This is a genomic window from Vibrio ruber DSM 16370 (assembly GCF_900163965.1).
GTDB classification, from domain to species: domain Bacteria; phylum Pseudomonadota; class Gammaproteobacteria; order Enterobacterales; family Vibrionaceae; genus Vibrio; species Vibrio ruber.
On the sequence record NZ_FULE01000018.1, the window covers coordinates 128,148 to 151,281 of the forward strand.

The window sequence follows — 23,134 nt, forward strand, 5'->3', positions numbered from 1 at the left end:
TGTTTATTTATTGATGTGGGTTAGGGCGATCCTGAATTGATTATTCTAAAATGAGTGAAATTATCAGTATGTTGTAATTTTATTTCGTAGCAGCTTGTTGTTTCTTCTGTGAAATGACGTGGTCGGGGACCGGCATACGAATGAGTTTGACAACATTTGTCATTGATACAATTGAATATTTATTTCGGGGCCGGGTTTGAAACAGTTACATGAGCTGGTGAATACATTAGGGCAAGATCTGAAACGTCGTTATGGCGAACGGGTTCATAAATTAACATTACATGGCGGATTCAGTTGTCCGAACCGGGATGGCACGATTGGCCGGGGCGGATGCACTTTTTGCAATGTGTCTTCGTTTGCTGATGAGCAGACCCGGCATCAGAGTATTGGTGAGCAACTGACAGCACGCGCAGGTGAAGTCTCACGCGCCAAAAAATATCTGGCTTATTTCCAAGCCTATACCAGTACCTATGCCGAGGTCGAACGGCTCAGGCAAATGTATGAAGAAGCGCTTTGCACAGCCGATGTGGTGGGGTTATGTGTCGGTACTCGTCCGGATTGTGTAGCACCCGGGGTGTTGGAACTGCTGGCCGGTTATCAACAACAAGGCTATGAAATATGGCTGGAGCTAGGGCTGCAAACTGCGCACCAACGCACTTTGAAACGGATTAATCGGGGCCATGATTTTTCCTGTTATGATCAGGTCACCAGACAAGCCCGCTCATTAGGGCTGAAAGTTTGCACTCATCTGATTGTCGGGCTTCCCGGAGAATCGCAGCAGGATAATTTTGAGACGCTTGAGCAGGTGCTGAATACCGGGACTGACGGGATTAAGCTGCATGGGTTACATATTGTGGAGGGGAGTGTGATGGCTAAGTCCTGGCGTGCCGGCAGACTACAGGCTCCGGAGTTATCCCACTATGTTGAAACGGCCAGTGATATGATTCGCAGAACACCGGCCGATGTGATTTATCACCGGGTCTCGGCATCCGCCCGCAGGCCAACTCTGCTCGCTCCGTTATGGTGTGAAAATCGGTGGTTGGCGATGACGGAAATAGAACGTGACCTGAACCGGAAAGGAGGGCAGGGAACCTTGAGCGGTGAAGCATTTATTTTTCCTCATGGGCAAGATATAAAGTGACGGAAAAAGAATAAATCAGGGGAGCGGCGAGTTGTTTTTGCGGTTGTTGGTATTTTTTCAGTGACACAGTTAGATATCTTACTCAAACATATAGAGTATTTATGAAATAACTTGTTATTCTTATAAGAAGAATTGTTAACAGAAGGTAATAGCGATGTCGCAGTTGACATGGGAGCATTATACTCAGTTGGAAATTGCGCTTGGGATGGGGAGTATCATTGCTGTACTCGCCGGAATTGCCTTATGGATGCTATACCGCCGAAAAGTTCGTCATCTGCATGATATGTTTGTCCATGTGCCATGTGCGTTATTAATGGTGTCACGGAAAAACCACCAAATTTTGTTTGCCAACGAGCTGGCGCAACATGCTCTCCAGCTGCAAACGCATGGTCGTCTTTTCCAGTTCTCTCCTTGGGTGAGTGCTTCTCAGCGTCAGCATTTCTCTGAACTCATCGATAAAAGTTATCAGGAGCATTCCCCCCAGTTCATCGACTGGCCGGTCGGTGAAGAGCACTCCGTCCAGATTGAATTTCAGGTCAAGGACACGGTGTTTCAAGGACAAACGGCCTGGATGGTACAAATGCTGATTCACCATGAACGCGCTGAAGTCATCGGTGAGCAGGATACGATTCAAAGTGATGATCTGATGCAACAGCTCTGGGATGCTTCTCCGGATGCGATCGCGGTCATTCAGGATGATGGTTGCTGCCGTTCTTGTAATTTGTCGTTTGCCCATTTGTTAGCACTGGATGATATGACGCAAGTGATCGGGAAGCCGCTCACTTGGAAGCAACAGGAGGCGCCCTTTTTTCAACAGTTGTTCGCGTTGAGTGAACAAGATCTGGAGTCCAAACAACCGATTCGCTATATTGACCAACTCGCGAGAGAGCCGCGGCAATGGTTTGATGTGGTCAAATCTGTTTATCGTTCACCGGCAACCAATCAAGTGCTGGCACTACTGATTATCCGCGATATTACCGCCTGGTATTCCGGTGAAGCTTCAGCGCAGCTGATCAATGCTCACCACATCCACTCTTTTGATCAGTTGACCGGGATTGTCAGCCGGCGGCGTTTCGATGAAACGTTGGATACGCTATGGCATATTCATATCCGGGAAAAGCAGCCATTGGCGGTGATCTTGTGTGATGTCGATTGTTTTGAGAGTTACAACCAACATTATGGTGATGAGCAAGGTGATGAGACGCTATGCACGGTTGCGTTGGCTTTGCAACGGGTGATGAGCCGTTCTTCAGATTGTATTGCCCGCTATGACGGTGATCGGTTTGCCTTTATTTTGCCGAATACCCATATCGATGGTGCCTGTTGGGTTGCTGAAAAAATTCATTCCGAATTTAAACAGATTCAATTGCCTCATCCGGTGTCGGATGTCTCTAACCATGTCACGGTGAGCATGGGGATTGTTTCTCTGATTCCGAAAACCGATGAGTTGTCTGATCAGTTTGTCGCCTACGCGGAACAGGCGCTGCATCAGGCCAAAATGCAGGGTCGTAACCGCACATGTGTCTATTATGAATCTTTGGGCAGACGATAATGGATTGTCTGCACGCCGTTCGGACGCCTTGGTCCGGACTTGCTGTTCCTGCCGAACTTAGCGCGATATCGTTGTCTGGAGCGTTTTAATGAAACCGATGAAAAATCTGGCTCAGTATTATGTGGACTTGTTGGTTAAGCTGGGGATTCTCCGTTTTTCAATTCTTTTAGCCCTTGCGCTGGTGGCGTTGGCGGTGGTCGTTCAGGTCGGGATTACCCTCGCATTGCATGGTTATGTTGATAATATCGATATTATCCGTTCGGTGTTTTTCGGATTAATTATTACCCCTTGGGCGGTCTATTTTCTTTCTGTCGTGGTGGATCAACTGGAAGAATCGAGACAGCGCTTATCCAAACTGGTCGCAAAACTGAAAGATATGCGCTCTCGCGATCAAGAGCTGAATTACCAGTTACAGCAGAATATTGTCAAACTGAATCAGGAAATTGAAGAGCGGATCAAAGCCGAAGAAGCGCGTGAAGAAGCTATGGCTGATCTGGAAAACGAGGTCTATCAGCGGGAAAAGACTCAGCTTGAGCTTGCTGAGAGAACAGCATTATTACGTTCATTTATCGATGCTTCTCCTGATTTGATTTATTACCGCAATGCCGATGGTGTTTTCTCCGGGTGTAACCGGGCGATGGAAGAGCTGACCGGGAAAAAAGAGCGAGAGTTGGTCGGGCTGACACCGTGGGATGTTTACAGTGAAGAAATTGCGCAGCCAATTGTAGAAACGGATCAGCAGCTGTTCTCACAAAATTGCGCGATTACCTATGAACAGTGGCTGGAATATCCCGATGGGCGCAAAAACTATTTTGAAATCAGGAAAGTGCCGTTTTACAGCAAAGAAGGGCGTCATCTGGGCTTGGTTGGGTTTGGCCGGGATATCACTGAGCGTAAGCGTCATGAAGAGTCCCTGGAAAAAGCCAGTCGTGATAAAACCACATTTATTGCCACTATCAGCCATGAGTTAAGAACCCCGCTGAATGGGATTGTCGGTCTGAGCCGTATGTTATTGGATACGACCATGACTCAGGAACAACGGAAATATCTGCAAACTATTCACGTCAGTGCCGTCACTCTGGGGAATATCTTCAACGATATTATTGATATGGATAAATTTGATCAGCGCAAACTTGAGCTTTTCCCGCAGCCGTTGAATCTGGGTGAGTTTGTCACGGAAATTGAGAGTCTGGCTGCATTAATGGCGGAGCAAAAAGGGTTGCGCTTTGATCTCGAAAGGCTGACCGAGTTGTCGTATGTGGTGATGGTTGATGGTACCCGGTTACGACAAGTGCTGTGGAACCTAATTAGTAATGCGATGAAGTTTACCCGCGAAGGCGGGATTGTCATGACCGTCAGTACCGATATTGAGGATGACCATGCACATATCGTCATGGATATTGAAGATACGGGAATTGGGATTGCCGAAGCAGAATTGGATAAGATTTTTGCCATGTATTATCAGGTGAAGTCAGGCAAAGATAACCTTCATGCTGTGGGAACCGGCATTGGTCTGGCAGTATCACGACAACTGATGAACCTCATGAATGGTGATATTTCCGTGAGTAGTGAGGAAGGATTCGGCAGTACTTTTACCATTTCACTGAATGTACCTTTGGTCGATGATGCCCAGCTTACGCCTGCTTCCCCCGTGATGGAGAAAAAGCTCAATATCTTTATGGTGGAAGATATTGAATTGAATGTAACGGTTGCCAAATCACTGCTGGAAAGTTTAGGCCATTCAATTACGGTGGCAATGAGTGGTGAAGAGGCGAAGAAACTGTTTGTGCCAGATCGCTATGATTTAGTCTTGCTCGATATTCAGTTGCCGGATATGACCGGTTTTGATGTGGCTCAGTTCTATCGGGAACAATATGGGCACGACTACCAGCTCCCCCCCCTGGTCGCTTTAACGGCCAATGTGCTTAAAGATAAACGGGAATATTTGGCGAAAGGGATGGATGATGCCATCAGTAAGCCGCTTTCAGTGATTGCCGTTCAGAACGTCATTCATCATTATTTTGGTGCGGCACATGAAGCTGATCATGACACCGAGCCGCGCAACGACAATGTGGTTGAGATGCCTCGTCCTCATACAGAAAGCGATAAGAAACAGGATCAGTACAGCCGTATTCTGGATCTGGATATGTTGAATTCTTATGTTGATATTGTCGGCAAGCAGCCGGTTCTCGACAGTATTACCATGTTTGAATCAATGATGCCGGATTATCTGGATATTTTGGATTCGAATATGATTGCCAAAGATCAAAGCGGGATTGTTTCTGAAGCGCACAAAATTAAAGGTGCTGCCGGTTCTATCGGCTTGGCCCGGATTCAGGCCGTGGCTCAAAAAGCACAATCACCGCAAGCACCGGCATGGTGGGAGAATATTACCGACTGGGTTGAAGAAATAAAAACCGAATATCCGCAAGATATCCAATTACTTCAGCAGTGGCTCAGTGAAAAATAACAGATAAAAAAGCCTCCGTATAAGGAGGCTGATATAAGCTTTTGTACCTAAAACGATTATTCTTCGATATCACCACAGAATCGGTAACCTTCACCGTGAATGGTCGCGATGATCTCAGGTGTACCCGGAGTGGATTCAAAATGTTTCCGAATTCTGCGAATCGTGACATCAACCGTCCGATCATGTGGTTTGAGCTCGCGTCCCGTCATTTTTTTCAGCAGATCGGCACGCGTCTGGATTTTGCCGGGATTCTCACAGAAGTGAAGCAGAGCTCTGAATTCGGAGCGAGGTAACTTATAGCTTTCACCATCGGGATTAATCAGCGAACGACTATTGATATCCAACTCCCAACCATTGAAGACGTAGCGCTCGACGGAACGTTTCTCTTCATGAATGGTATTTGAACTCATAGAGCGACTCAGGAGATTGCGGGCACGAATCGTGAGCTCTCTCGGGTTAAATGGCTTAGTGATATAATCGTCGGCACCGATTTCGAGGCCAAGAATTTTATCAACTTCATTATCACGGCCGGTCAGGAACATCAGCGCAACGTCTGCTTGTTCTCTTAGCTCTCGTGCGAGAAGTAATCCATTTTTGCCGGGTAAATTGATGTCCATAATGACCAGATTAACGGATTTATCTGAGAGGATATGGTTCATCTCTTCGCCATTACTGGCTTCGTATACAGCGTATCCCTCTGCTTCGAAAATACTCTTAAGAGTGTTACGAGTGACTTGCTCGTCTTCTACGATAAGAATCTGCGGGGTTTGCATCGGCGGTACCTAATTTATGAAAAATTTGTACTAAATATAGAACTTATTATTGGTAATATATAACACACCAGTAATGATATGTTGATAAAAAATCAAAGTATTCACACAGAATACAACATGCTCATTGCCCGCCATCCGTGGATGTGTCCTGCAAGGTACTCCGTAACCTTGTCTGATTTTACTGTTTGTTGCGGTGGATTTTATATTGTTAACAGCATGGTAACAACGGTAGATTGTTAATACCCAACAGTTTGTTGATTTATGTCAATAGACATGAATGCTTGAAACATCGACATTTTTACAGGATGAGATGATGGAAAAATATCAGATTGATAGTCGGCTGTGGCAAGCTTATGCCTCGACATACTTTCTTTTTTCTCAGCCGTTTCCTGTGACTGAGTTTGCTGTCATCACGGCATGGAACCCGCGCAGCAGTAAGTTGTCTTATCAACGGAATAGAGCATATAACGAACAGTTGTGCCAGCGCTTCAACAGCGCCCGGTGGACGACAGTTTTCGCGGGTGATGCAGATTTTGAATGGGTAGAAGAAAGTTTTGCAGTTGCAATTTGTCTTGAATTAGCTTTGAATTTAGGCCGAAAGTTTGAACAGAATGCTATATTTTATGTCCAGAACGAGACGGTTTTCTTGCATTCCTGTATCGATTCCAGATGTGATGAATTAGGAGCATTATCCGAAAGAATTTATGTGTCCGGATGACTGAATATCCACTTTGTCAGGGCGGTCGGGATTGACCGGGACTGAATCTGACGAGCTGGATAGTGAGCCGTCTGTAGCCAAATTTAGAATGAGATATCATGGAGGAATGATGAGAGATATAACACCAGATCTTTGCGACAAGTACGAGTCACAGGTGACTTTGCTTGACCTGCCTTTACAGAACTTTGGGCAGAGAGATGCTTTTTGGGGCGAAATTGTCACAATTCGTTGTTACCACGATAACTCGAAAGTGAGGGATATGCTGCAACAAAACGGGAAGGGGAAAGTGTTAGTCGTTGATGGACACGGCTCATGTAAAAAAGCTCTTCTCGGGGATATGATGGCATTCGAAGCCGTGAAAAACGGTTGGGAAGGCGTGATAATTTACGGTGCCGTCCGGGATGTGCTGGCTCTGTCTGAATTGGACCTCGGCGTGAAAGCTTTAGGTGTCTGCCCATTTAAAACAGAGAAAAAGGATGCCGGTCAGGTTAATGTGACGCTTTCCATCATGAATCAGACGGTGCACCCCGGAGACTATATTTATGCTGACTGGAATGGGATTTTGATTTCAGAGCAACCATTAGAAGTTAACTAATTCACTTATAATTTCAGTTGGAAACATTCAGGGAAAGTTATAAAGAATCTTATTTTGAGCGTATTTTATCTCGAACGGGCAAAAAAATATAATTTTTGATTGACTCTCCCCCTCATAATAAGGTAAACGTAAGAAAACGTTATCTTAGAGTCGAAGTTTACATGACATTCAGCCACCCTGTAGTAATGATTAGCACCACCACCATTATTATTACCGACACCACCAATGTTGGGGCAGGCTGCTGAGCGAAAAAACTTCAAAAAAAGGCCTGTATCCCCACAAGATACAGGCCTTTTTTTATACTATTTAATCACACTGGAGGAAGGGATGCGTGTATTAAAGTTTGGTGGGTCATCTTTGGCGGATGCCGACCGTTTTCTTAGAGCTGCACAGATTATCGCCAACAATGCCCAACAAGAAAATATTTCTGTGGTGCTTTCAGCACCGGGGAAAACGACCAACAAGTTAGTGGCGGTGATTGAATCTGCACAGAACATTGGAGAAGCTGAGTTACAGATTAATGAACTGGAATCTTCTTTTCATCGTCTGTATCAGGATATTCAGGCCGAGTTACCTGATATCAAGGCTGATGCATTTGATGAGACCGTCCGTCAATCAATGTCTCAACTGAGAAGTTATGTCCACGGGATCGGTTTATTGGGGGCGTGTCCGGAGCATGTCAATGCACGGATTATCAGTAAAGGTGAACGCATTTCGATCCAGTTGATGAAGGCGGTTCTCGAAGCGAAAGGTCATGATGTCAGTCTGATCGACCCGGTCAAATATTTACGCGCCAATGGCAGCTATCTGGAAGCGATGGTGGATGTTGATGCTTCCACTGAAAACTTTAGACGCGAGCCCTTGCCTCAAAATCATGTGCATATTATGCCCGGTTTTACCGCGGGTAATCCGAAAGGTGAGCTGGTTTGTTTAGGGCGTAACGGCTCAGATTATTCTGCGGCTGTGTTAGCGGCGTGTTTACGGGCTGAATGCTGTGAGATCTGGACGGATGTTGACGGCGTTTATAACTGTGACCCTCGCTTAGTCAACGATGCCCGTTTACTCAAATCTCTGAGTTATCAAGAAGCGATGGAACTGTCTTATTTCGGTGCTTCGGTGTTACACCCCAAAACCATTGCCCCGATTGCCCGCTTCCAGATTCCGTGCCTGATTAAAAATAGTTTCAATCCACAGGGAGTGGGAACGCTCATCGGTCAAGATACCGGTGAAGATCAATTGCCGATCAAAGGCATTACCACGCTCAATGATTTAACCATGGTCAACGTTTCCGGTCCCGGCATGAAAGGAATGGTCGGGATGGCCAGCCGGGTCTTTGGTTCAATGTCTGCTGCGGGCGTCTCCATTGTATTGATTACTCAATCTTCATCTGAATACTCAATCAGTTTTTGTATTGAGTCTCAGGACAAAGAGAAGGCTAAACGAGCGTTGTCTGAAGCGTTTGAGTTAGAACTGAAAGACGGTTTGCTGGAACCGGTTGATTTCATGGATGATCTGGCGATTGTAACGCTGGTCGGGGACGGAATGAGAACAGCCCGTGGGATTGCGTCACAATTCTTCTCATCTCTGGCCGAGGTTCATGTCAATATTGTCGCGATTGCTCAGGGATCATCTGAACGGGCGATTTCTGCGGTCATTCCGGAAGATAAAATATCTGAAGCGATCAAAGCGTGTCATGAGAATTTGTTCAATTCAAAACACTATCTGGATGTCTTTGTTGTCGGAGTCGGTGGCGTCGGCGGTGAGCTGATTGATCAAATCAATCGTCAACAAGAGAAGTTAGCATCAAAAGATATTGTCATCCGGGTATGCGGCCTTGCCAACAGTAAAGGTTGCTTGTTGGATGCAGAAGGACTCCCGCTTGACAACTGGCGTCAGCGTTTACAGGAAGGTGCCACTGAATCATTCAGTCTGGCCCGGCTGATCGCTTTGGTACAACGAAATCATATTATTAATCCGGTCTTGGTTGACTGTACTTCCAGTGAAGTGATTGCCAATCAATACGTTGATTTTCTCAATGCCGGTTTCCATGTGGTCACACCGAACAAACGCGCCAACACTGCGAGTATGGCGTACTATCAGCAATTGCGTCAGGTATCGAGAAACTCGCGCCGTAAACTGATGTATGAAACAACCGTCGGTGCCGGCCTGCCTGTGATTGAGAACCTGCAGAATTTGATTGCTGCCGGTGATGAATTAGAGCGTTTCAATGGGATTCTGTCCGGGTCACTCTCATTTATTTTCGGTAAACTGGATGAAGGATTGACGTTAAGTCAGGCAACTCAAGTCGCGAAAGACAAAGGGTTTACCGAACCTGATCCCCGGGATGATCTGTCAGGTATGGATGTTGCCCGCAAACTGTTGATTTTGGCGCGTGAAGCCGGCATGAAGCTTGAACTGAGTGATATCGACATTGATCAAGCATTGCCACCGGGGTTTGATGTTTCAGGCAGTGTGGACGAATTTATGGAGCGGCTGCCTCAAGCAGATGATTATTTTGCATCCCTTTATGCAAAAGCAGCCAGTGAAGGTAAAGTATTACGTTATGTCGGAGAAATTGCTGATGGTCGCTGTCGTGTGTGTATTGCACAGGTAAGTGAAGATAATCCGATGTTTAAAATCAAAGATGGCGAGAATGCACTGGCATTTTATAGCCGTTATTATCAACCGATTCCTCTGGTGCTGAGAGGGTATGGTGCAGGTACAGAAGTCACGGCTGCAGGTGTCTTTGCAGATGTGATGCGGACACTCGGTTGGAAATTAGGGGTTTAATTTTATGAGCACACAACAAGAAAGTGTGGTGGTTTATGCACCGGCTTCTATCGGTAATGTCAGCGTCGGGTTTGATGTTCTGGGCGCAGCGGTTTCTCCGGTGGACGGTACATTGCTCGGTGACCGTGTTGAAGTGAAAAGCAGTGAATCTTCTTTCGCTCTCAAAGCGGTCGGGCGCTTTGTCGATAAACTGCCGACCAATCCGCAAGAAAACATTGTTTATGATTGCTGGATGGTTTTTGGCCGGGAACTGAAAAAGAAAGCGGTTGATTTAAAGCCGCTTGAAATGACGCTTGAGAAGAACATGCCCATCGGTTCAGGACTCGGGTCGAGTGCCTGTTCGATCGTGGCAGCTTTGGATGCACTGAATCAGTTTCATGGTAACCCTTTGAATGAGACGGAACTGCTTGCGCTGATGGGCGAAATGGAGGGGCAGATCTCCGGTGGCGTTCATTATGATAATGTGGCACCGTGCTATCTTGGCGGTGTACAACTGATGATTGAAGAGCTGGGGATTATCAGCCAAGAAGTTCCTTGTTTTGATGATTGGTTCTGGGTGATGGCTTATCCGGGAATCAAAGTTTCAACGGCTGAAGCTCGTGCAATTTTACCGGCTCAATACCGGCGTCAGGATATTATTGCACACGGTCGCTACCTCTCCGGATTTATCCACGCTTGTCACTCTAATCAACCGGAGTTGGCGGCAAAAATGATTAAAGATGTGATTGCTGAACCGTATCGTGAGAAACTTTTACCCGGTTTTGCTGCGGCTCGCCAGTATGCAGCCTCAGCCGGTGCTTTAGCCACGGGCATTTCCGGAAGTGGCCCGACGTTGTTTAGTGTCTGCCGGGAACATGACGTTGCAGAGCGTGTCGCCCAATGGCTCGAACAGAATTATGTACAGAATGAAAATGGATTCGTCCATATTTGTCGCCTGAATAAGCAAGGCTCCAAACAGACAGGAAGTAAGCTATGAAGCTTTATAATATTAAAGAGAATGATGAACAGGTTTCTTTTGGTCAGGCTGTCCGTCAGGGGCTTGGCCGTAATCAAGGACTATTTTTTCCGTCAGAACTCCCGTGTTTTGATGATATCGATGGATTGCTCGCTGAAGATTTTACCTCCCGTAGTGCCAAAATTCTGTCTGCGTTGATTGGTGATGAGCTGTCTCCTGAAGCGGTGAAAGCTTTGGTTGAGAATGCATTTCAGTTTCCGGCTCCGATTCAGAAGGTGAAAGATCAGGTTTATGCACTCGAGCTGTTCCACGGACCGACACTGGCTTTTAAAGACTTTGGCGGTCGTTTCATGGCTCAGTCTTTGGCGGCCGTATCAGATGGTGGAAAAATCACTATTCTGACAGCAACCTCCGGGGATACCGGCGCAGCCGTGGCACATGCTTTTTATGGTATGGAGAATATTCAGGTGGTGATCTTATATCCGAAAGGAAAGATCAGTCCGTTACAGGAAAAGTTATTCTGCACTCTGGGGAAAAACATCCATACCGTTGCGATCAACAGTGATTTCGATGCATGTCAGGCTTTGGTGAAAAAAGCTTTTGATGATCAGGCACTGCGTGCTGAGGTTGGGCTAAACTCAGCTAATTCCATTAACATCAGCCGGTTAATGGCACAGATCTGTTATTACTTTGAAGCTGCGGCTCAAATGAGCAAAGCAGAGCGCGAAAATCTGGTTGTTTCAGTACCAAGCGGTAATTTCGGTAATTTAACCGCCGGGATGTTAGCTAAAGCATTGGGGCTGCCGATTAAGCGCTTCATCGCGGCAACCAATGTCAATGATACCGTTCCTCGTTATCTGGAAACCGGTAAGTGGGAGCCGAAAGCGACGATTGCCACCACATCCAATGCGATGGATGTCAGTCAGCCGAACAACTGGCCGCGGATCGAAGAGTTGTGTCGTATTCAAGGTTGGGGGTTGGAAACGCTCGGCAAAGGTGCGGTTACCGATGAAGAAAGTGCGGCATCTGTACGTGAGCTTTATGATTTGGGGTATTTGTGTGAGCCGCATGGCGCGATTGCTTATCGAACTTTAGGACAACAGCTTCAACCGGGAGAAACCGGCTTATTCCTCTGTACTGCTCATCCGGCAAAATTTAAAGAAGTGGTTGATGAGATCCTTGAAACAGATATCCCGCTGCCGGGACCATTGGCTAAACATTCGCAAATGGCATTGCTTTCTGAAGTGCTCGATGATGACTTTGAAGCATTGAAAGCGATTTTACGTCGGGTTCAGTAATTGATGCGCGATAAAAAAACGGCACCGGGAAGGTGCCGTTTTTTATGATATATCAGAAATAAAGCGTTTATTATTGATTACGCTTATGTCTCATGATTACAGCGTTTCAGTAAAAGTACGTGCAATCACATCACGTTGCTGTTCTGGTGTCAGTGAGTTGAAACGTACAGCATAACCTGAGACACGAATGGTCAGTTGTGGATACTTTTCTGGGTGTGCAACGGCGTCTTCTAGTGTCTCACGTTTCAGGACATTAACGTTGAGGTGCTGGCTGCCTTCAATACGTGGTGCTTTCTCAATTGCGAGCTCGCGAGACTCATACTCTCCCAGATCGCTGGCAGGAATCACTTGATCGAATTGATACCCGGCAGTTGCTGCCATGCAGCGAGCTTCATTTTTCTCTTGGTCAAGTAACCAGATAGAGTTGATCAGGTTGTCATTCGCGGCTTTTGTAATTTGGATACCTTGAAGCATTGCTTTCTCCTCATCCACTGATTGTGGCGCTGATTGGTGTTAACTTTCAAAATAAGTTGAGCTAAGTATTATATAGCAAATAACCTTTTTTATTGTATTGATATAGGTCAAAAAATAACAACTAAATTATCTTCAGATTAGTCGTTTTTGTTGATTTTTATCAATAAGTGATTCAAAAATATAAATTTAAATTTTTTTTAATATTTAAAATAATTTTTAAATCAATAAGTGTTGTAAATTTACAACAAAATGTATTCAGTGAAGTGAATACAACTGCGCAATTGATTGATGTGAGACGATTTAATGCAAGAACAAAAATTTATCGGTGCCCATGTGTCTGCTGCGGGAGGTGTTGAAAATGCACCGCTCCGTGCGCATGAAATTGGTGCAAACAGTTTTGCACTTTTTACTAAAAATCAGCGACAGTGGCAGGCGAAACCGTTGTTGCAAAGTTCCATTGATGCATTTCAGGCGAACTGCCGGGCATATGGATTTGAGCCGCAACATATTCTGCCGCATGATTCCTATTTAATTAATTTGGGTGCACCGGATCCGGAAAAGCTGGAGAAATCACGTGCTGCTTTCGTTGATGAAATGGAGCGGTGTCGGTTGCTCGGGCTGCACTTACTGAATTTTCATCCCGGCAGCCATTTGAATCAGATCAGTGAAGAAGCTTGTCTGGAGACGATTGCAGCATCGATTAATCTCGCGCATCAACAGGTACCCGATGTCATTGCTGTGATTGAGAATACCGCGGGACAGGGAAGTAATCTCGGTTGGCGCTTCGAACATTTAGCCCGGATTATCGAATTGGTCGATGAGAAGGAACGAGTCGGTGTATGTCTGGATACTTGCCACTTATTTGCCGCAGGATACGATCTGAGGACGGCAACTGCCTGTCAGCAAACATTTGCTGAATTTGATCAATGTGTTGGGATGCACTACCTCAGGGCAATGCATCTGAATGATTCAAAAATCGGTTTGGGAGGGCGGGTTGATCGCCATCATTCATTAGGTGAAGGGATGATTGGATGGGCGTGTTTTGAATACATAGCCAAAGCCCCGAGATTTAATGATATCCCCTTGATTTTAGAGACGATTCAACCCAATTTATGGCCGCAGGAGATTCAGACGTTACGTGATTATGCGGCTGAGGTGAATGTAAAAACTGTCACCGTGTAACTTGGCATATATTTTTCATGGGATATCAGGTGAATCTATTTTCAGACATGGTATCTCAGGAGGCCGTTATGTCATACATTACCCATTCAATCTCTCGTCCGGTATCGCCTTTACCGGTACCAAACCGTCATGTCTCTGGTCCGGGTGGTCGCCATCGCGGTGTGCCAGTCCGTGGCCGGTAAAACAAATCGTATCACCCACAACGGTATGGCGAGCAAATCGGCATTTTTGCGGGTGCAACTTGATTCTGTTTATGAGTAGAATAGAGCCATTCTCGACGTTATTTAGGATGGTTCATGACAAACTTACTGACTTGGCACGATGTAATTGGTGCGGAAAAACAGCAGCCTTATTTTCAGGAAACGCTTGCTTATGTAGAACAAGCGCGTCGGCTTGGCAAGGTGATTTATCCGCCGGCGAAAGATGTGTTTAACGCGTTTCGCTATACAGAATTCAGTGACGTAAAAGTTGTCATCCTCGGACAAGACCCATATCACGGGCCGAATCAGGCGCACGGGCTCTGCTTTTCTGTGTTGCCGGGGGTAAAAACACCGCCTTCTTTAGTCAATATGTATAAAGAGCTTGCACAAGATATTCCCGGTTTTTCGATCCCTGAGCATGGTTATTTGAAAAGCTGGGCGGAGCAAGGCGTGTTTCTGCTCAACACAGTTCTGACTGTCGAGCAAGGTAAAGCGCATTCTCATGCCGGGACAGGCTGGGAGACGTTTACAGACAAAGTGATTGCGGAAATTAATGCGCACCGGCAAAACGTTGTTTTTCTCTTGTGGGGGGCTCATGCACAGAAAAAAGGGAATTTTATCGATCGCACAAAGCACTGTGTTTTAACTGCGCCTCATCCTTCTCCTTTATCTGCTCATCGCGGCTTTTTCGGCTGTAAACATTTTTCTAAGGCAAATCAGTATCTTCAAGAACATGGTGTGACGCCCGTCAATTGGCAGCCGGTTCTGGACTAGGGCACGGCTAAGAAAAATTGTATTTTTTACGACCAGAATCAAATCAGTCTCCCGATAAGTTATATACAATTTGTTTATCACATTATGAACCGGAGAGGCGACATGATGATAGAACGGATTCGTCGGGAACATGGTTACATGACCCGTTTATTAGCCATCCTCAAGCGGAAGCTGCAAAGGCTTCAGAATGAACAGGCCGTCAATTATTCCCTGATTAAAGAGATTGTCGATTATTTGAGTTCTCATTCAGAAGTCGCGCACCATCCAAAAGAAGATTTAATCTATCAGTACTATATGGAAAAGTACGGCGAAAGGGAGTACATCGCTGATCTGGAAGCCGAGCACCGCAATTTGTCTGAAAAAACACACGAGTTTCTTGGGGTAATTGATATGATTTTGCAGGATGTTATTGTTCCTCAGGATGTGTTTGTCAATCAGTTATCCGATTTTATTGTCGAGCAGAAACGTCATTTAGATCTGGAAGAGCGAGATATTTTACCGCTGATTAAACAGACCTTTACTGTTGAGGATTGGCAACATGTTGAAGGGCAGTGGACACAAAACGAAGATGACCCCGTCTTTGGTGAGACCATTGCTGATCGATATAAACAGCTTGCTCAACTCGTAAGAGAAGAGATGCTCGAAGAAAAGTAATATGAAAAAAGGTTCCCCCTCGGGAACCTTTCTACTTTCAGATATCGATATCTGAGAGTTCAAGGCTGATGTCCATATCCATCAGCTCTTTCTGTAATCTACGTTTATCGCGTATTGCTTCTATTTCTCTCCACATTCGCTTTGTTGGTTTAGAGCGGGTTACTCGGATTTTACTAATCTCTTTTTCAAGTAAATCTTCAAAGTGCAAATCATCCATAATTAGCCTCTTTATATTATGTATGCTCTATGACGAAATCTGCTCTGTATGAGTCTTAAATATCACAATTGAAGCCAGTGTATCTATGATATGTTTCTCATTTGTTTCGATTTGATGACTTATTTCTGAACAAAGATCCCTATTTCTATGTTGAGGAAAATAAAATTGTACGTTTTTTGTTCTGTCAGGCATCGAGAGTATGCTCAAATTTTTTCTGAGATTGTTAACAAACATGGGCGACGGACAGCTCAGTGTGTCAATTTTGAGGTGATGTTCTAAGCGGATCAGGTGACTTGCCTTCGATAACGTCTTAGGTAACTGTCAACATTGGTGAAACGCTTGAATCATACAATGCCTCTGTTGCTTTAAAATTCGCTTTTTTTGGCAAATTTGTAAAGCTTTATTTTAGATAAATGTTGTCATTTTGTTTTTTATTTGTGTGTTTTTGTTGCCGGAATGATTATAAAAATAGCGTTTGCGAACAGTGTTGTGTATTGATTTTTTGTTTGTTCGATAGCATTATCTTCCGCGCTGAGTGAATGTGTTTGCGATTTATTCGGATATATATGCTAGGAACAACAGGGACTGTTGCCAATAAATTATTATAAGATAGGGAAATATCAAGTGATGGTGTAGAGCAAACTTGTGCTCTGAACTCTTAAAGAGGTTCTTGTGACAGACTTAATCAATTTACTAAATGACCTGCTTTGGGGGTCAATCCTTGTATATCTATTGGTGGGCGTCGGGATTTATTTCACTATCCGACTTGAGTTTATTCAAATTCGTCATTTCCGCCATATGTTCAGTGTGTTGAAAAATAGCCGTAAATCAGATAAAGCGGGTATTTCTTCTTTTCAGGCGTTGTGTACCAGCCTTGCTGCCAGAGTCGGAACCGGAAACATGGCAGGGGTTGCGGTGGCACTCACAGCCGGTGGACCAGGCGCTATTTTCTGGATGTGGATGACTGCGATGGTCGGGATGGCGACATCCTTTGCTGAAAGTGCATTAGCACAATTGTATAAGACCAAAGATCGTGATGGTAACTATCGTGGTGGTCCGGCTTACTACATGGAAAAAGGCTTAGGAATGCGCTGGATGGGAGTTCTGTTCTCCATTTTCCTGATGATTGCATTCGGTTTGGTTTTCAATGCAGTGCAAGCGAACTCAATTACCAATGCCATGAATACCGCGTTTGGCTATGAGCCTGTGTATATCGGGGCTGGTATTGTAATTTTATCAGCGTTTGTGATTTTCGGTGGTATCCGGAAAATTGCCCGCACCGCTGAATTAATTGTTCCGTTGATGGCGCTGGCCTATTTGGCGATTGCTATTTTCATTCTGCTGACAAACATTGATAAGCTTCCGGCCGTCTTTAGTCTGATTTTTAAAAGTGCTTTTGGTTTTCAGGAAGCCGCTGCCGGTGGTTTAGGGTATATGATTGCTCAAGCGATGATCAATGGTGTCAAACGTGGGCTGTTTTCAAATGAGGCCGGGATGGGGTCTGCACCGAATGCGGCTGCAACGGCAACACCATATCCACCGCATCCTGCATCTCAGGGCTATGTACAGATGCTGGGGGTATTTATCGATACCATTGTGATCTGTTCTGCTACGGTTGCGATTATCTTGATGTCAGGTGAGTATGTGCCGCATGGCGAAATTACCGGGATTGAATTAACGCAGCGTGCGTTGGACACTCAGGTCGGTGGATGGGGCAGTATTTTTGTTGCCTTTGCTATTTTCTTCTTTGCCTTTACATCAATTATTGCCAATTACTCGTATGCTGAGACCAACTTGGTGTTCCTTGAACACAACAATAAAAGGGGCTTAGCGATTTTTCGGGTAGTTTTCCTGGCGATGGTCATGTTCGGTTCTCTGGCGACATTGCCGACTGTTTGGTCGATGGCTGATGTGTCGATGGGGTTGATGGCGATTGTGAATCTAATCGCGATTCTGTTGTTATCTGGCATTGTGGTGAAACTGGCGAAAGACTATAACCGTCAGTTGAAAGCCGGTAAGGTACCAACCTTTAATGTGAAAGACTATCCTGAATTGCAGTCTCAGTTAGAAGAAGGCATCTGGGAAAATCCGAAAGATTAATTATTGGTAAAACCGATAAGAAGGATTGAAAAAGCCATGCAGACAACGCATGGCTTTTTTTGTACGCTATAACGATAAAACATGTCGGATTCAAGTGTATGAATCTGATTGGTCACATTAATGACCTCAATCATATAATGATCAGCAGAGAAAGGAACAGAGTATGTTAATCGTCGTTTCCCCCGCTAAAACACTGGATTATGAGTCACCTTTACAGACCGATAAACATACGATCCCTGAATTACTCGACCATTCAAAAGAGTTAATTGAGGTTTGTCGCCAGTTAACGCCCGCAGATATTGCTTCACTAATGAAAGTGAGTGATAAGATTGCCGGGTTGAATGTCGCCCGGTTTGCCGAGTGGAGTAAACAATTTTCTTTTGAGAATGCCCGACAAGCGATTCTGGCATTTAAAGGCGATGTGTATACCGGGCTTGAAGCAGAGACTCTCTCTGACGATGATTTGGATTATGCCCAGCAGCATTTACGGATGTTGTCAGGCCTTTATGGTTTACTGAAACCCCTTGACTTAATGCAGCCTTATCGATTGGAAATGGGCACAAAGTTGGCCAACCCTCGTGGTAATAATCTCTATCAGTTTTGGGACAATGTCATTACTGAAAAACTGAATGAGTCGATTCAAGCGCAGGGGGATAACATTCTAGTGAATCTGGCATCCAACGAGTATTTTAAAGCAGTTCATGTGAAGGCATTAGATGCCCGAGTGATTACACCGGTGTTTAAAGATTGCAAAAATGGCCAATATAAAGTGATTAGCTTCTACGCGAAAAAAGCGCGAGGCATGATGGCTCGATATATTATTGAGAATCGAATCTCGTCTGTAGAGCAATTATTGGCATTCAATGTCGCCGGGTATGAATATGATGCCGGAGAGTCCACTGCGACAGAATTGGTTTTCAAACGGGAAGAACAGTAATTGTTCGGAGGATAGGCAGATGTGGTACTGGGTGAAACGTTGTCTGGTTCGTTACGATAGCTGGTGCCAGCGTATGGGCTTAACACCGGCACAAAAACGAAGTTGTGTGCCTTATCGAAGTGAAGGGACCGATGCGACTCAAAGCAAGCGTCCGGTAAACCATGACAAACACCGCTAAGCCCAGACTGTTTGATACCCATTGCCACCTTGACTTTGAACCATTTCAGCCTGATGTCAGGTGGCATTGGCAGCAGGCTTGTGATGCCAGTGTTTCACGCCTTCTGATTCCTTCTGTAGGCATCAGTAACTGGGGGGCGGTGCAAGAACTGACCACCATCGCACCACAGCAATTATACTATGCTCTTGGTTTTCACCCCTATTTTTTAAATACCGATTGCCCAGAAATGAGTTGCTCTGAACGGATGGCGTTTTTAGAAGAACGTCTGGCCATTTCTGATGAAAATTGTGTCGCGATTGGCGAGTGTGGATTAGATGCCATTGTCGATGTTTCACCGGCGCTTCAGGAAGCGATCTTGATTGCTCAACTGAGTATTGCTCAGCATGCCGGCTTACCCATCATTCTCCATAGCCGCAAGACCCAGTCACGATTGTTGCAGTTAATCAAACGACATAAATTTACCCGGGGTGGGGTATTACATGCCTTTTCGGGCAGTGAGCAGCAAGCGCAGGCATTTATTCAGTTGGGGTTTAAAATTGGTATTGGTGGTGTGATCACTTATCCCCGGGCTGCAAAGACACGGCGAACCGTTGCCCGGCTGCCGCTAGAGAGTTTGGTACTCGAAACGGATGCCCCGGATATGCCATTGTGCGGATTACAGGGGCAGGCCAATCATCCCAAATATTTACCTTTAGTTTTACAAACTTTGGCACAACTGAAGACGTGTGATGTCACGGATATTGCCGCGCACTTATGGCTGAATAGCCACCAAGTCTTTGGTATTGATGCGGACTGACGTTTCGTCAATCTATGTCTGCGGGGATTGCGTGCCGATCATGTGTTATTACAGACATGATATAAAAATATCGCAGCAGTCATCTTCTATACCTCACTTTTCACATTTATATGCATATATCCGATCTTGAAATGCATTGTTCGTCTACTCTTCATGTCAATGCATTCACTAAATACATTTATAGATCTGTAGGTAATCATCGAGCTGATTACTTTTGTAAGTGAAAATTTACTTTTTGAGCATGGATCACATTTTTACTGATATTTAGTATGGTATTTAACTGCTTGTGTTCGTTTTTTGTTAAAAACAACCAGTTTTATGAGGAAACATGCGATTTTTTTGTGAATTGCATCGTTTATTTTTGTAATTTAATCAATTTTTGTTTCATTTTGGTGCAATCCCAAGAGCAAGGGAATTCAACATCAAATAGTTGATATTTCTATATAATGTAATGTTTGATATGCCACAAAATTATGATGTGGTTTATCTGATATAGTCATTTTTGCTAGCTGATTCTATTTTTTGGTGCAATCGTTTGATATCTGCAAATTGTCGTATTGTATGAATGTTGCATATAACTTTGTTTGCTTGATGTTGATTTTTTGTTAACTGATGATGTTGAATGGTTTTCGGTTTGGCAGTTTTTGTGATTAGTATCAATAATTGTGGTGAATGATTTTTCTTTTGTGGATAAATGTGTGACCCGTAATTGCTTTTGACTTGGGGCATCGTATAATCCGCCACCGAAATGTCTTCCTCCACTCAAACGAATAATTCACGTATAAGGATTCATAAACTATGGGCTTGTTTATGAGCGTAGTGGGAATGGTTGTTCTACTTGGAATAGCCTTTCTGCTGTCAGATAATCGTAAAGCGATCAATTTTAGAACGGTTGGCGGCGCTTTCGCCATCCAATTTTTACTCGGTGGGTTTATTCTTTATAGCCCCTGGGGTCGAGACCTTCTGGCCGGATTAACCTCTGGCGTACAGAACGTCATTAACTACGGCAAGGATGGTACCGGGTTCTTGTTTGGCAGCTTAGTGAACTTTTCGGTTGATGGGCTGGGTTTCATCTTCGCGTTTCAAGTTCTTCCTGCAGTGGTGTTTTTCTGTTCTCTGATTGCGGTCCTGTACTACATTGGGGTTATGCCGGTAGCCATTAAAATCATTGGTGGTGCCTTACAGAAAGCATTAGGAACATCTCGTGCAGAATCGATGTCTGCTGCTGCCAACATCTTTGTCGGTCAGACCGAAGCACCATTAGTCGTTCGTCCTTACGTACCGAAAATGACTCAGTCTGAGCTGTTTGCCATCATGTGTGGTGGTCTGGCTTCGATTGCCGGGAGTGTTCTTGCCGGATATGCCGCGATGGGGGTTCGTCTGGAGTTTTTGGTTGCCGCATCTTTTATGGCCGCTCCGGGTGGATTACTGTTTGCCAAAATCATGAAACCAGAAACGGAAACGCCCCATAGTCATGAACTGACGGATTTTGATGATGGTAATGATAAGCCATCGAATCTGATTGATGCTGCTGCCAGCGGCGCGTCGACCGGGATGCAACTGGCGCTGAATATTGGCGCGATGTTACTGGCGTTTGTCGGCTTGATTGCTTTAGTCAACGGGATGCTGGGTGGTATCGGCGGCTGGTTTGGTATGCCAGAGCTTTCTCTGAACTTGATTCTTGGTTGGTTGTTCTCTCCACTAGCCTTCATCATCGGTGTTCCTTGGTCTGAAGCGACAACCGCCGGTTCATTTATCGGGCAGAAGATTGTACTGAATGAGTTTGTTGCTTATTCCAACTTTGTGCCTTACATCGGTGATCACGCTCAGGTTGTTGCTGCAACAGGGCAAGTGATGTCAGAGAAAACAACTGCAATTATCTCTTTTGCCTTATGTGGCTTTGCTAATTTATCTTCAATTGCCATTCTGTTGGGTGGTCTGGGTGGGATTGCACCGAATCGCAGACATGATATTGCTCGGATGGGTATCAAAGCTGTGATTGCCGGTACATTATCCAATTTAATGGCTGCTACGATTGCGGGTCTTTTCCTCTCTTTCTAGTCAGCAGAAGAGCATCTATATTTAATGCGCCTCAGAGATGCCAAGAGAATATAGTAAATTCTATGTAATTATCTAACTGACTGAAAGCCCTTTGAATGCTTAATTCTTAGGGCTTTTTTATTATTACACCGTGTGTAAATAAGTGTATAAAAATCAAAAGCGGTAATTAGGACACATATCAGGTTAAGAGGCGGCATTGTTTTCGGTAGCCGCGTAGAAGGTTATAGGAGTGACAACTGAGTACTAAAGCTGTAACTCGACTACTTGCTAGTTGCCAAACGAGTGGCTAATCCCAAGAATACTAAGCCTAATATTCCATCAATATGACGCCCTAGACTTAATTTACCATTGATAAAAGAGCCAAGTTTGCTAAATACAAGTGAAAACAATATGTTAATTATCAGAGCTGTAGTGCTTAGTAATAATCCCAAAATCAAAATTTGCGAAGTAACATCGATCTGTGAACTAGTGAATTGAGGTAAGAACATGCTAAAAAATAGCAGGGCTTTGGGATTCATCAAATTATTAAATAAACCCTGATAAATTAGCCGGGTCATAGTCAGAGATTTAGTTTTTGTATCATTCTTCTCTGCAAAATCGTCACTAAGCCATGACTTAAGCATTTTCAAACCTAGCCAAGCAAGATATAGAGCGCCAACAATCTTAACTCCTAGAGCCAAAGTTGGTACAGCCTGCAATAGTTGACCAAGACCAAACGCCACCAAAAAAGTCTGAACTAGCCCAGCTATAAAAACCCCGAAGGCTATCGAAGCTCCCGATTTAAACCCACGAACTGAAGAATAAGTTGAAATCAGCAACAAATCTGGGCCAGGGGAAAGTGTAACCCTCCCCGAAAAAATGGACGCTGGTAAATAGGGCTTTTCCGTTTACACTGAAATAAACGGAGAGTGCATGATGAAAAAATCACGCTATACAGAAACGCAAATCGTCAAGATCCTGAAGGAAGTCGAAGCCGGCAGGAAAGTCAATGAAGTGTGCCGCGAATACGGGATCTCTGATGCAACCTACTATAACTGTGACCTGCTCCCCTAAATCTAGTCCAGTCTATACTTAGTGATGTTCATCCAACCAAGGAGATGATGAACATGAAGAAGCGATTCAACGAACAACAGATCATTACCATTCTTAAAGAAGCCGAAGCAGGTATTCCCGTCAGGGAGTTGTGCCGTAAACACGGGATCTCGGATGCGACTTTTTACACCTGGCGCAAAAAATATGCGGGAATGGATGTCTCCGAAGCCCGTCGGC

21 protein-coding genes, 1 pseudogene and 1 other annotated feature are annotated in these 23,134 nt (G+C 44.8%); of the genes and pseudogenes, 18 read left to right on the forward strand and 4 right to left on the reverse strand.

Features of this window, described 5'->3' with window-relative positions; genetic code table 11:
- The first annotated feature begins 196 nt into the window (after nucleotides 1–196).
- The 3 genes from mnmL (at nucleotide 197) to arcB (ending at nucleotide 5,163) form a co-directional block, all read left to right on the forward strand.
- Complete coding sequence (gene mnmL / locus VR7878_RS07475) at nucleotides 197–1,141, forward strand: tRNA modification radical SAM protein MnmL/YtqA (protein WP_077334856.1); 945 nt, start codon at nucleotides 197–199, stop codon at nucleotides 1,139–1,141.
- 154 nt (nucleotides 1,142–1,295) lie between these two features.
- Nucleotides 1,296–2,693 (forward strand): GGDEF domain-containing protein, encoded by a 1,398-nt coding sequence (locus tag VR7878_RS07480; protein ID WP_077334864.1) that lies wholly within the window; start codon nucleotides 1,296–1,298, stop codon nucleotides 2,691–2,693.
- Nucleotides 2,694–2,790: 97 nt separating this feature from the next.
- Nucleotides 2,791–5,163, forward strand: coding sequence for an aerobic respiration two-component sensor histidine kinase ArcB (gene arcB / locus VR7878_RS07485; RefSeq protein ID WP_370737073.1), 2,373 nt, complete (start codon nucleotides 2,791–2,793; stop codon nucleotides 5,161–5,163).
- 56 nt (nucleotides 5,164–5,219) lie between these two features.
- On the opposite strand, the gene arcA is transcribed toward arcB, so the two are convergent.
- A complete protein-coding gene (gene arcA, locus VR7878_RS07490; RefSeq protein WP_077334868.1) occupies nucleotides 5,220–5,936 on the reverse strand; it encodes a two-component system response regulator ArcA in 717 nt (238 codons plus the stop codon).
- Nucleotides 5,937–6,249: 313 nt separating this feature from the next.
- On the opposite strand from arcA, the gene VR7878_RS07495 reads away from it, so the two are divergent.
- From VR7878_RS07495 to thrC, 5 genes are all read left to right on the forward strand, one after another.
- Nucleotides 6,250–6,654, forward strand: coding sequence for a DUF3293 domain-containing protein (locus VR7878_RS07495; RefSeq protein WP_077334908.1), 405 nt, complete (start codon nucleotides 6,250–6,252; stop codon nucleotides 6,652–6,654).
- Nucleotides 6,655–6,763: 109 nt separating this feature from the next.
- Entirely contained in the window at nucleotides 6,764–7,249 is a 486-nt protein-coding gene (locus VR7878_RS07500) for a putative 4-hydroxy-4-methyl-2-oxoglutarate aldolase (protein WP_077334869.1), read from the forward strand.
- Between the two features lie 183 nt (nucleotides 7,250–7,432).
- Nucleotides 7,433–7,549: a sequence feature (Thr leader region), on the forward strand.
- Nucleotides 7,550–7,576: 27 nt separating this feature from the next.
- Nucleotides 7,577–10,039 (forward strand): bifunctional aspartate kinase/homoserine dehydrogenase I, encoded by a 2,463-nt coding sequence (thrA, locus tag VR7878_RS07505; RefSeq protein ID WP_077334871.1) that lies wholly within the window; start codon nucleotides 7,577–7,579, stop codon nucleotides 10,037–10,039.
- A gap of 4 nt (nucleotides 10,040–10,043) precedes the next feature.
- Nucleotides 10,044–11,015, forward strand: coding sequence for a homoserine kinase (gene thrB, locus VR7878_RS07510; RefSeq protein ID WP_077334873.1), 972 nt, complete (start codon nucleotides 10,044–10,046; stop codon nucleotides 11,013–11,015).
- A complete protein-coding gene (thrC, locus tag VR7878_RS07515) occupies nucleotides 11,012–12,292 on the forward strand; it encodes a threonine synthase (RefSeq protein ID WP_077334875.1) in 1,281 nt (426 codons plus the stop codon). The genes thrB and thrC overlap by 4 nt, the downstream gene beginning before the upstream one ends.
- Nucleotides 12,293–12,388: 96 nt before the next feature.
- On the opposite strand, the gene grcA is transcribed toward thrC, so the two are convergent.
- Nucleotides 12,389–12,766, reverse strand: a complete 378-nt coding sequence (grcA, locus tag VR7878_RS07520) for an autonomous glycyl radical cofactor GrcA (protein ID WP_077334877.1) — start codon at nucleotides 12,764–12,766, stop codon at nucleotides 12,389–12,391.
- Nucleotides 12,767–13,069: 303 nt separating this feature from the next.
- On the opposite strand from grcA, the gene nfo reads away from it, so the two are divergent.
- The 3 genes from nfo (at nucleotide 13,070) to VR7878_RS07535 (ending at nucleotide 15,576) form a co-directional block, all read left to right on the forward strand.
- Entirely contained in the window at nucleotides 13,070–13,948 is an 879-nt protein-coding gene (nfo, locus tag VR7878_RS07525) for a deoxyribonuclease IV (protein WP_077334879.1), read from the forward strand.
- Nucleotides 13,949–14,244: 296 nt separating this feature from the next.
- Nucleotides 14,245–14,922, forward strand: coding sequence for a uracil-DNA glycosylase (ung, locus tag VR7878_RS07530; RefSeq protein ID WP_077334881.1), 678 nt, complete (start codon nucleotides 14,245–14,247; stop codon nucleotides 14,920–14,922).
- Nucleotides 14,923–15,024: 102 nt separating this feature from the next.
- The gene (locus VR7878_RS07535) at nucleotides 15,025–15,576 is read left to right on the forward strand and encodes a hemerythrin domain-containing protein (protein ID WP_077334883.1); all 552 of its coding nucleotides are present in this window, start codon (nucleotides 15,025–15,027) and stop codon (nucleotides 15,574–15,576) included.
- A gap of 37 nt (nucleotides 15,577–15,613) precedes the next feature.
- Here the strand turns inward: VR7878_RS07535 and VR7878_RS07540 are convergent, their stop codons facing one another.
- Nucleotides 15,614–15,793: a DUF3545 family protein gene (locus VR7878_RS07540; protein WP_077334885.1), complete on the reverse strand. Its 180-nt coding sequence runs from the start codon at nucleotides 15,791–15,793 to the stop codon at nucleotides 15,614–15,616.
- Nucleotides 15,794–16,465: 672 nt separating this feature from the next.
- On the opposite strand from VR7878_RS07540, the gene VR7878_RS07545 reads away from it, so the two are divergent.
- The 5 genes from VR7878_RS07545 to VR7878_RS07565 all read left to right on the forward strand — a co-directional run bounded on the left by VR7878_RS07545 (nucleotide 16,466) and on the right by VR7878_RS07565 (nucleotide 21,865).
- Nucleotides 16,466–17,893 (forward strand): alanine/glycine:cation symporter family protein, encoded by a 1,428-nt coding sequence (locus VR7878_RS07545; protein WP_077334887.1) that lies wholly within the window; start codon nucleotides 16,466–16,468, stop codon nucleotides 17,891–17,893.
- A gap of 163 nt (nucleotides 17,894–18,056) precedes the next feature.
- Complete coding sequence (gene yaaA, locus VR7878_RS07550; RefSeq protein WP_077334888.1) at nucleotides 18,057–18,830, forward strand: peroxide stress protein YaaA; 774 nt, start codon at nucleotides 18,057–18,059, stop codon at nucleotides 18,828–18,830.
- Between the two features lie 19 nt (nucleotides 18,831–18,849).
- Nucleotides 18,850–19,008: a DUF5363 family protein gene (locus VR7878_RS21235; protein ID WP_162841940.1), complete on the forward strand. Its 159-nt coding sequence runs from the start codon at nucleotides 18,850–18,852 to the stop codon at nucleotides 19,006–19,008.
- Nucleotides 18,992–19,804, forward strand: a complete 813-nt coding sequence (locus VR7878_RS07555) for a TatD family hydrolase (RefSeq protein ID WP_077334890.1) — start codon at nucleotides 18,992–18,994, stop codon at nucleotides 19,802–19,804. The genes VR7878_RS21235 and VR7878_RS07555 overlap by 17 nt, the downstream gene beginning before the upstream one ends.
- 798 nt (nucleotides 19,805–20,602) lie before the next feature.
- Nucleotides 20,603–21,865, forward strand: a complete 1,263-nt coding sequence (locus VR7878_RS07565; RefSeq protein WP_038183328.1) for a NupC/NupG family nucleoside CNT transporter — start codon at nucleotides 20,603–20,605, stop codon at nucleotides 21,863–21,865.
- A gap of 260 nt (nucleotides 21,866–22,125) precedes the next feature.
- Here the strand turns inward: VR7878_RS07565 and VR7878_RS07570 are convergent, their stop codons facing one another.
- A complete protein-coding gene (locus tag VR7878_RS07570) occupies nucleotides 22,126–22,725 on the reverse strand; it encodes a LysE family translocator (RefSeq protein WP_077334894.1) in 600 nt (199 codons plus the stop codon).
- 55 nt (nucleotides 22,726–22,780) lie between these two features.
- Here VR7878_RS07570 and VR7878_RS07575 point away from each other — a divergent pair.
- Both VR7878_RS07575 and VR7878_RS07580 read left to right on the forward strand, forming a co-directional pair.
- Nucleotides 22,781–22,900 (forward strand): annotated as a pseudogene (locus tag VR7878_RS07575) (transposase); the annotation flags it as partial.
- Between the two features lie 71 nt (nucleotides 22,901–22,971).
- Nucleotides 22,972–23,134 (forward strand): transposase (locus VR7878_RS07580; RefSeq protein WP_139344031.1); only part of this gene is annotated, 163 nt, incomplete at its 3' end.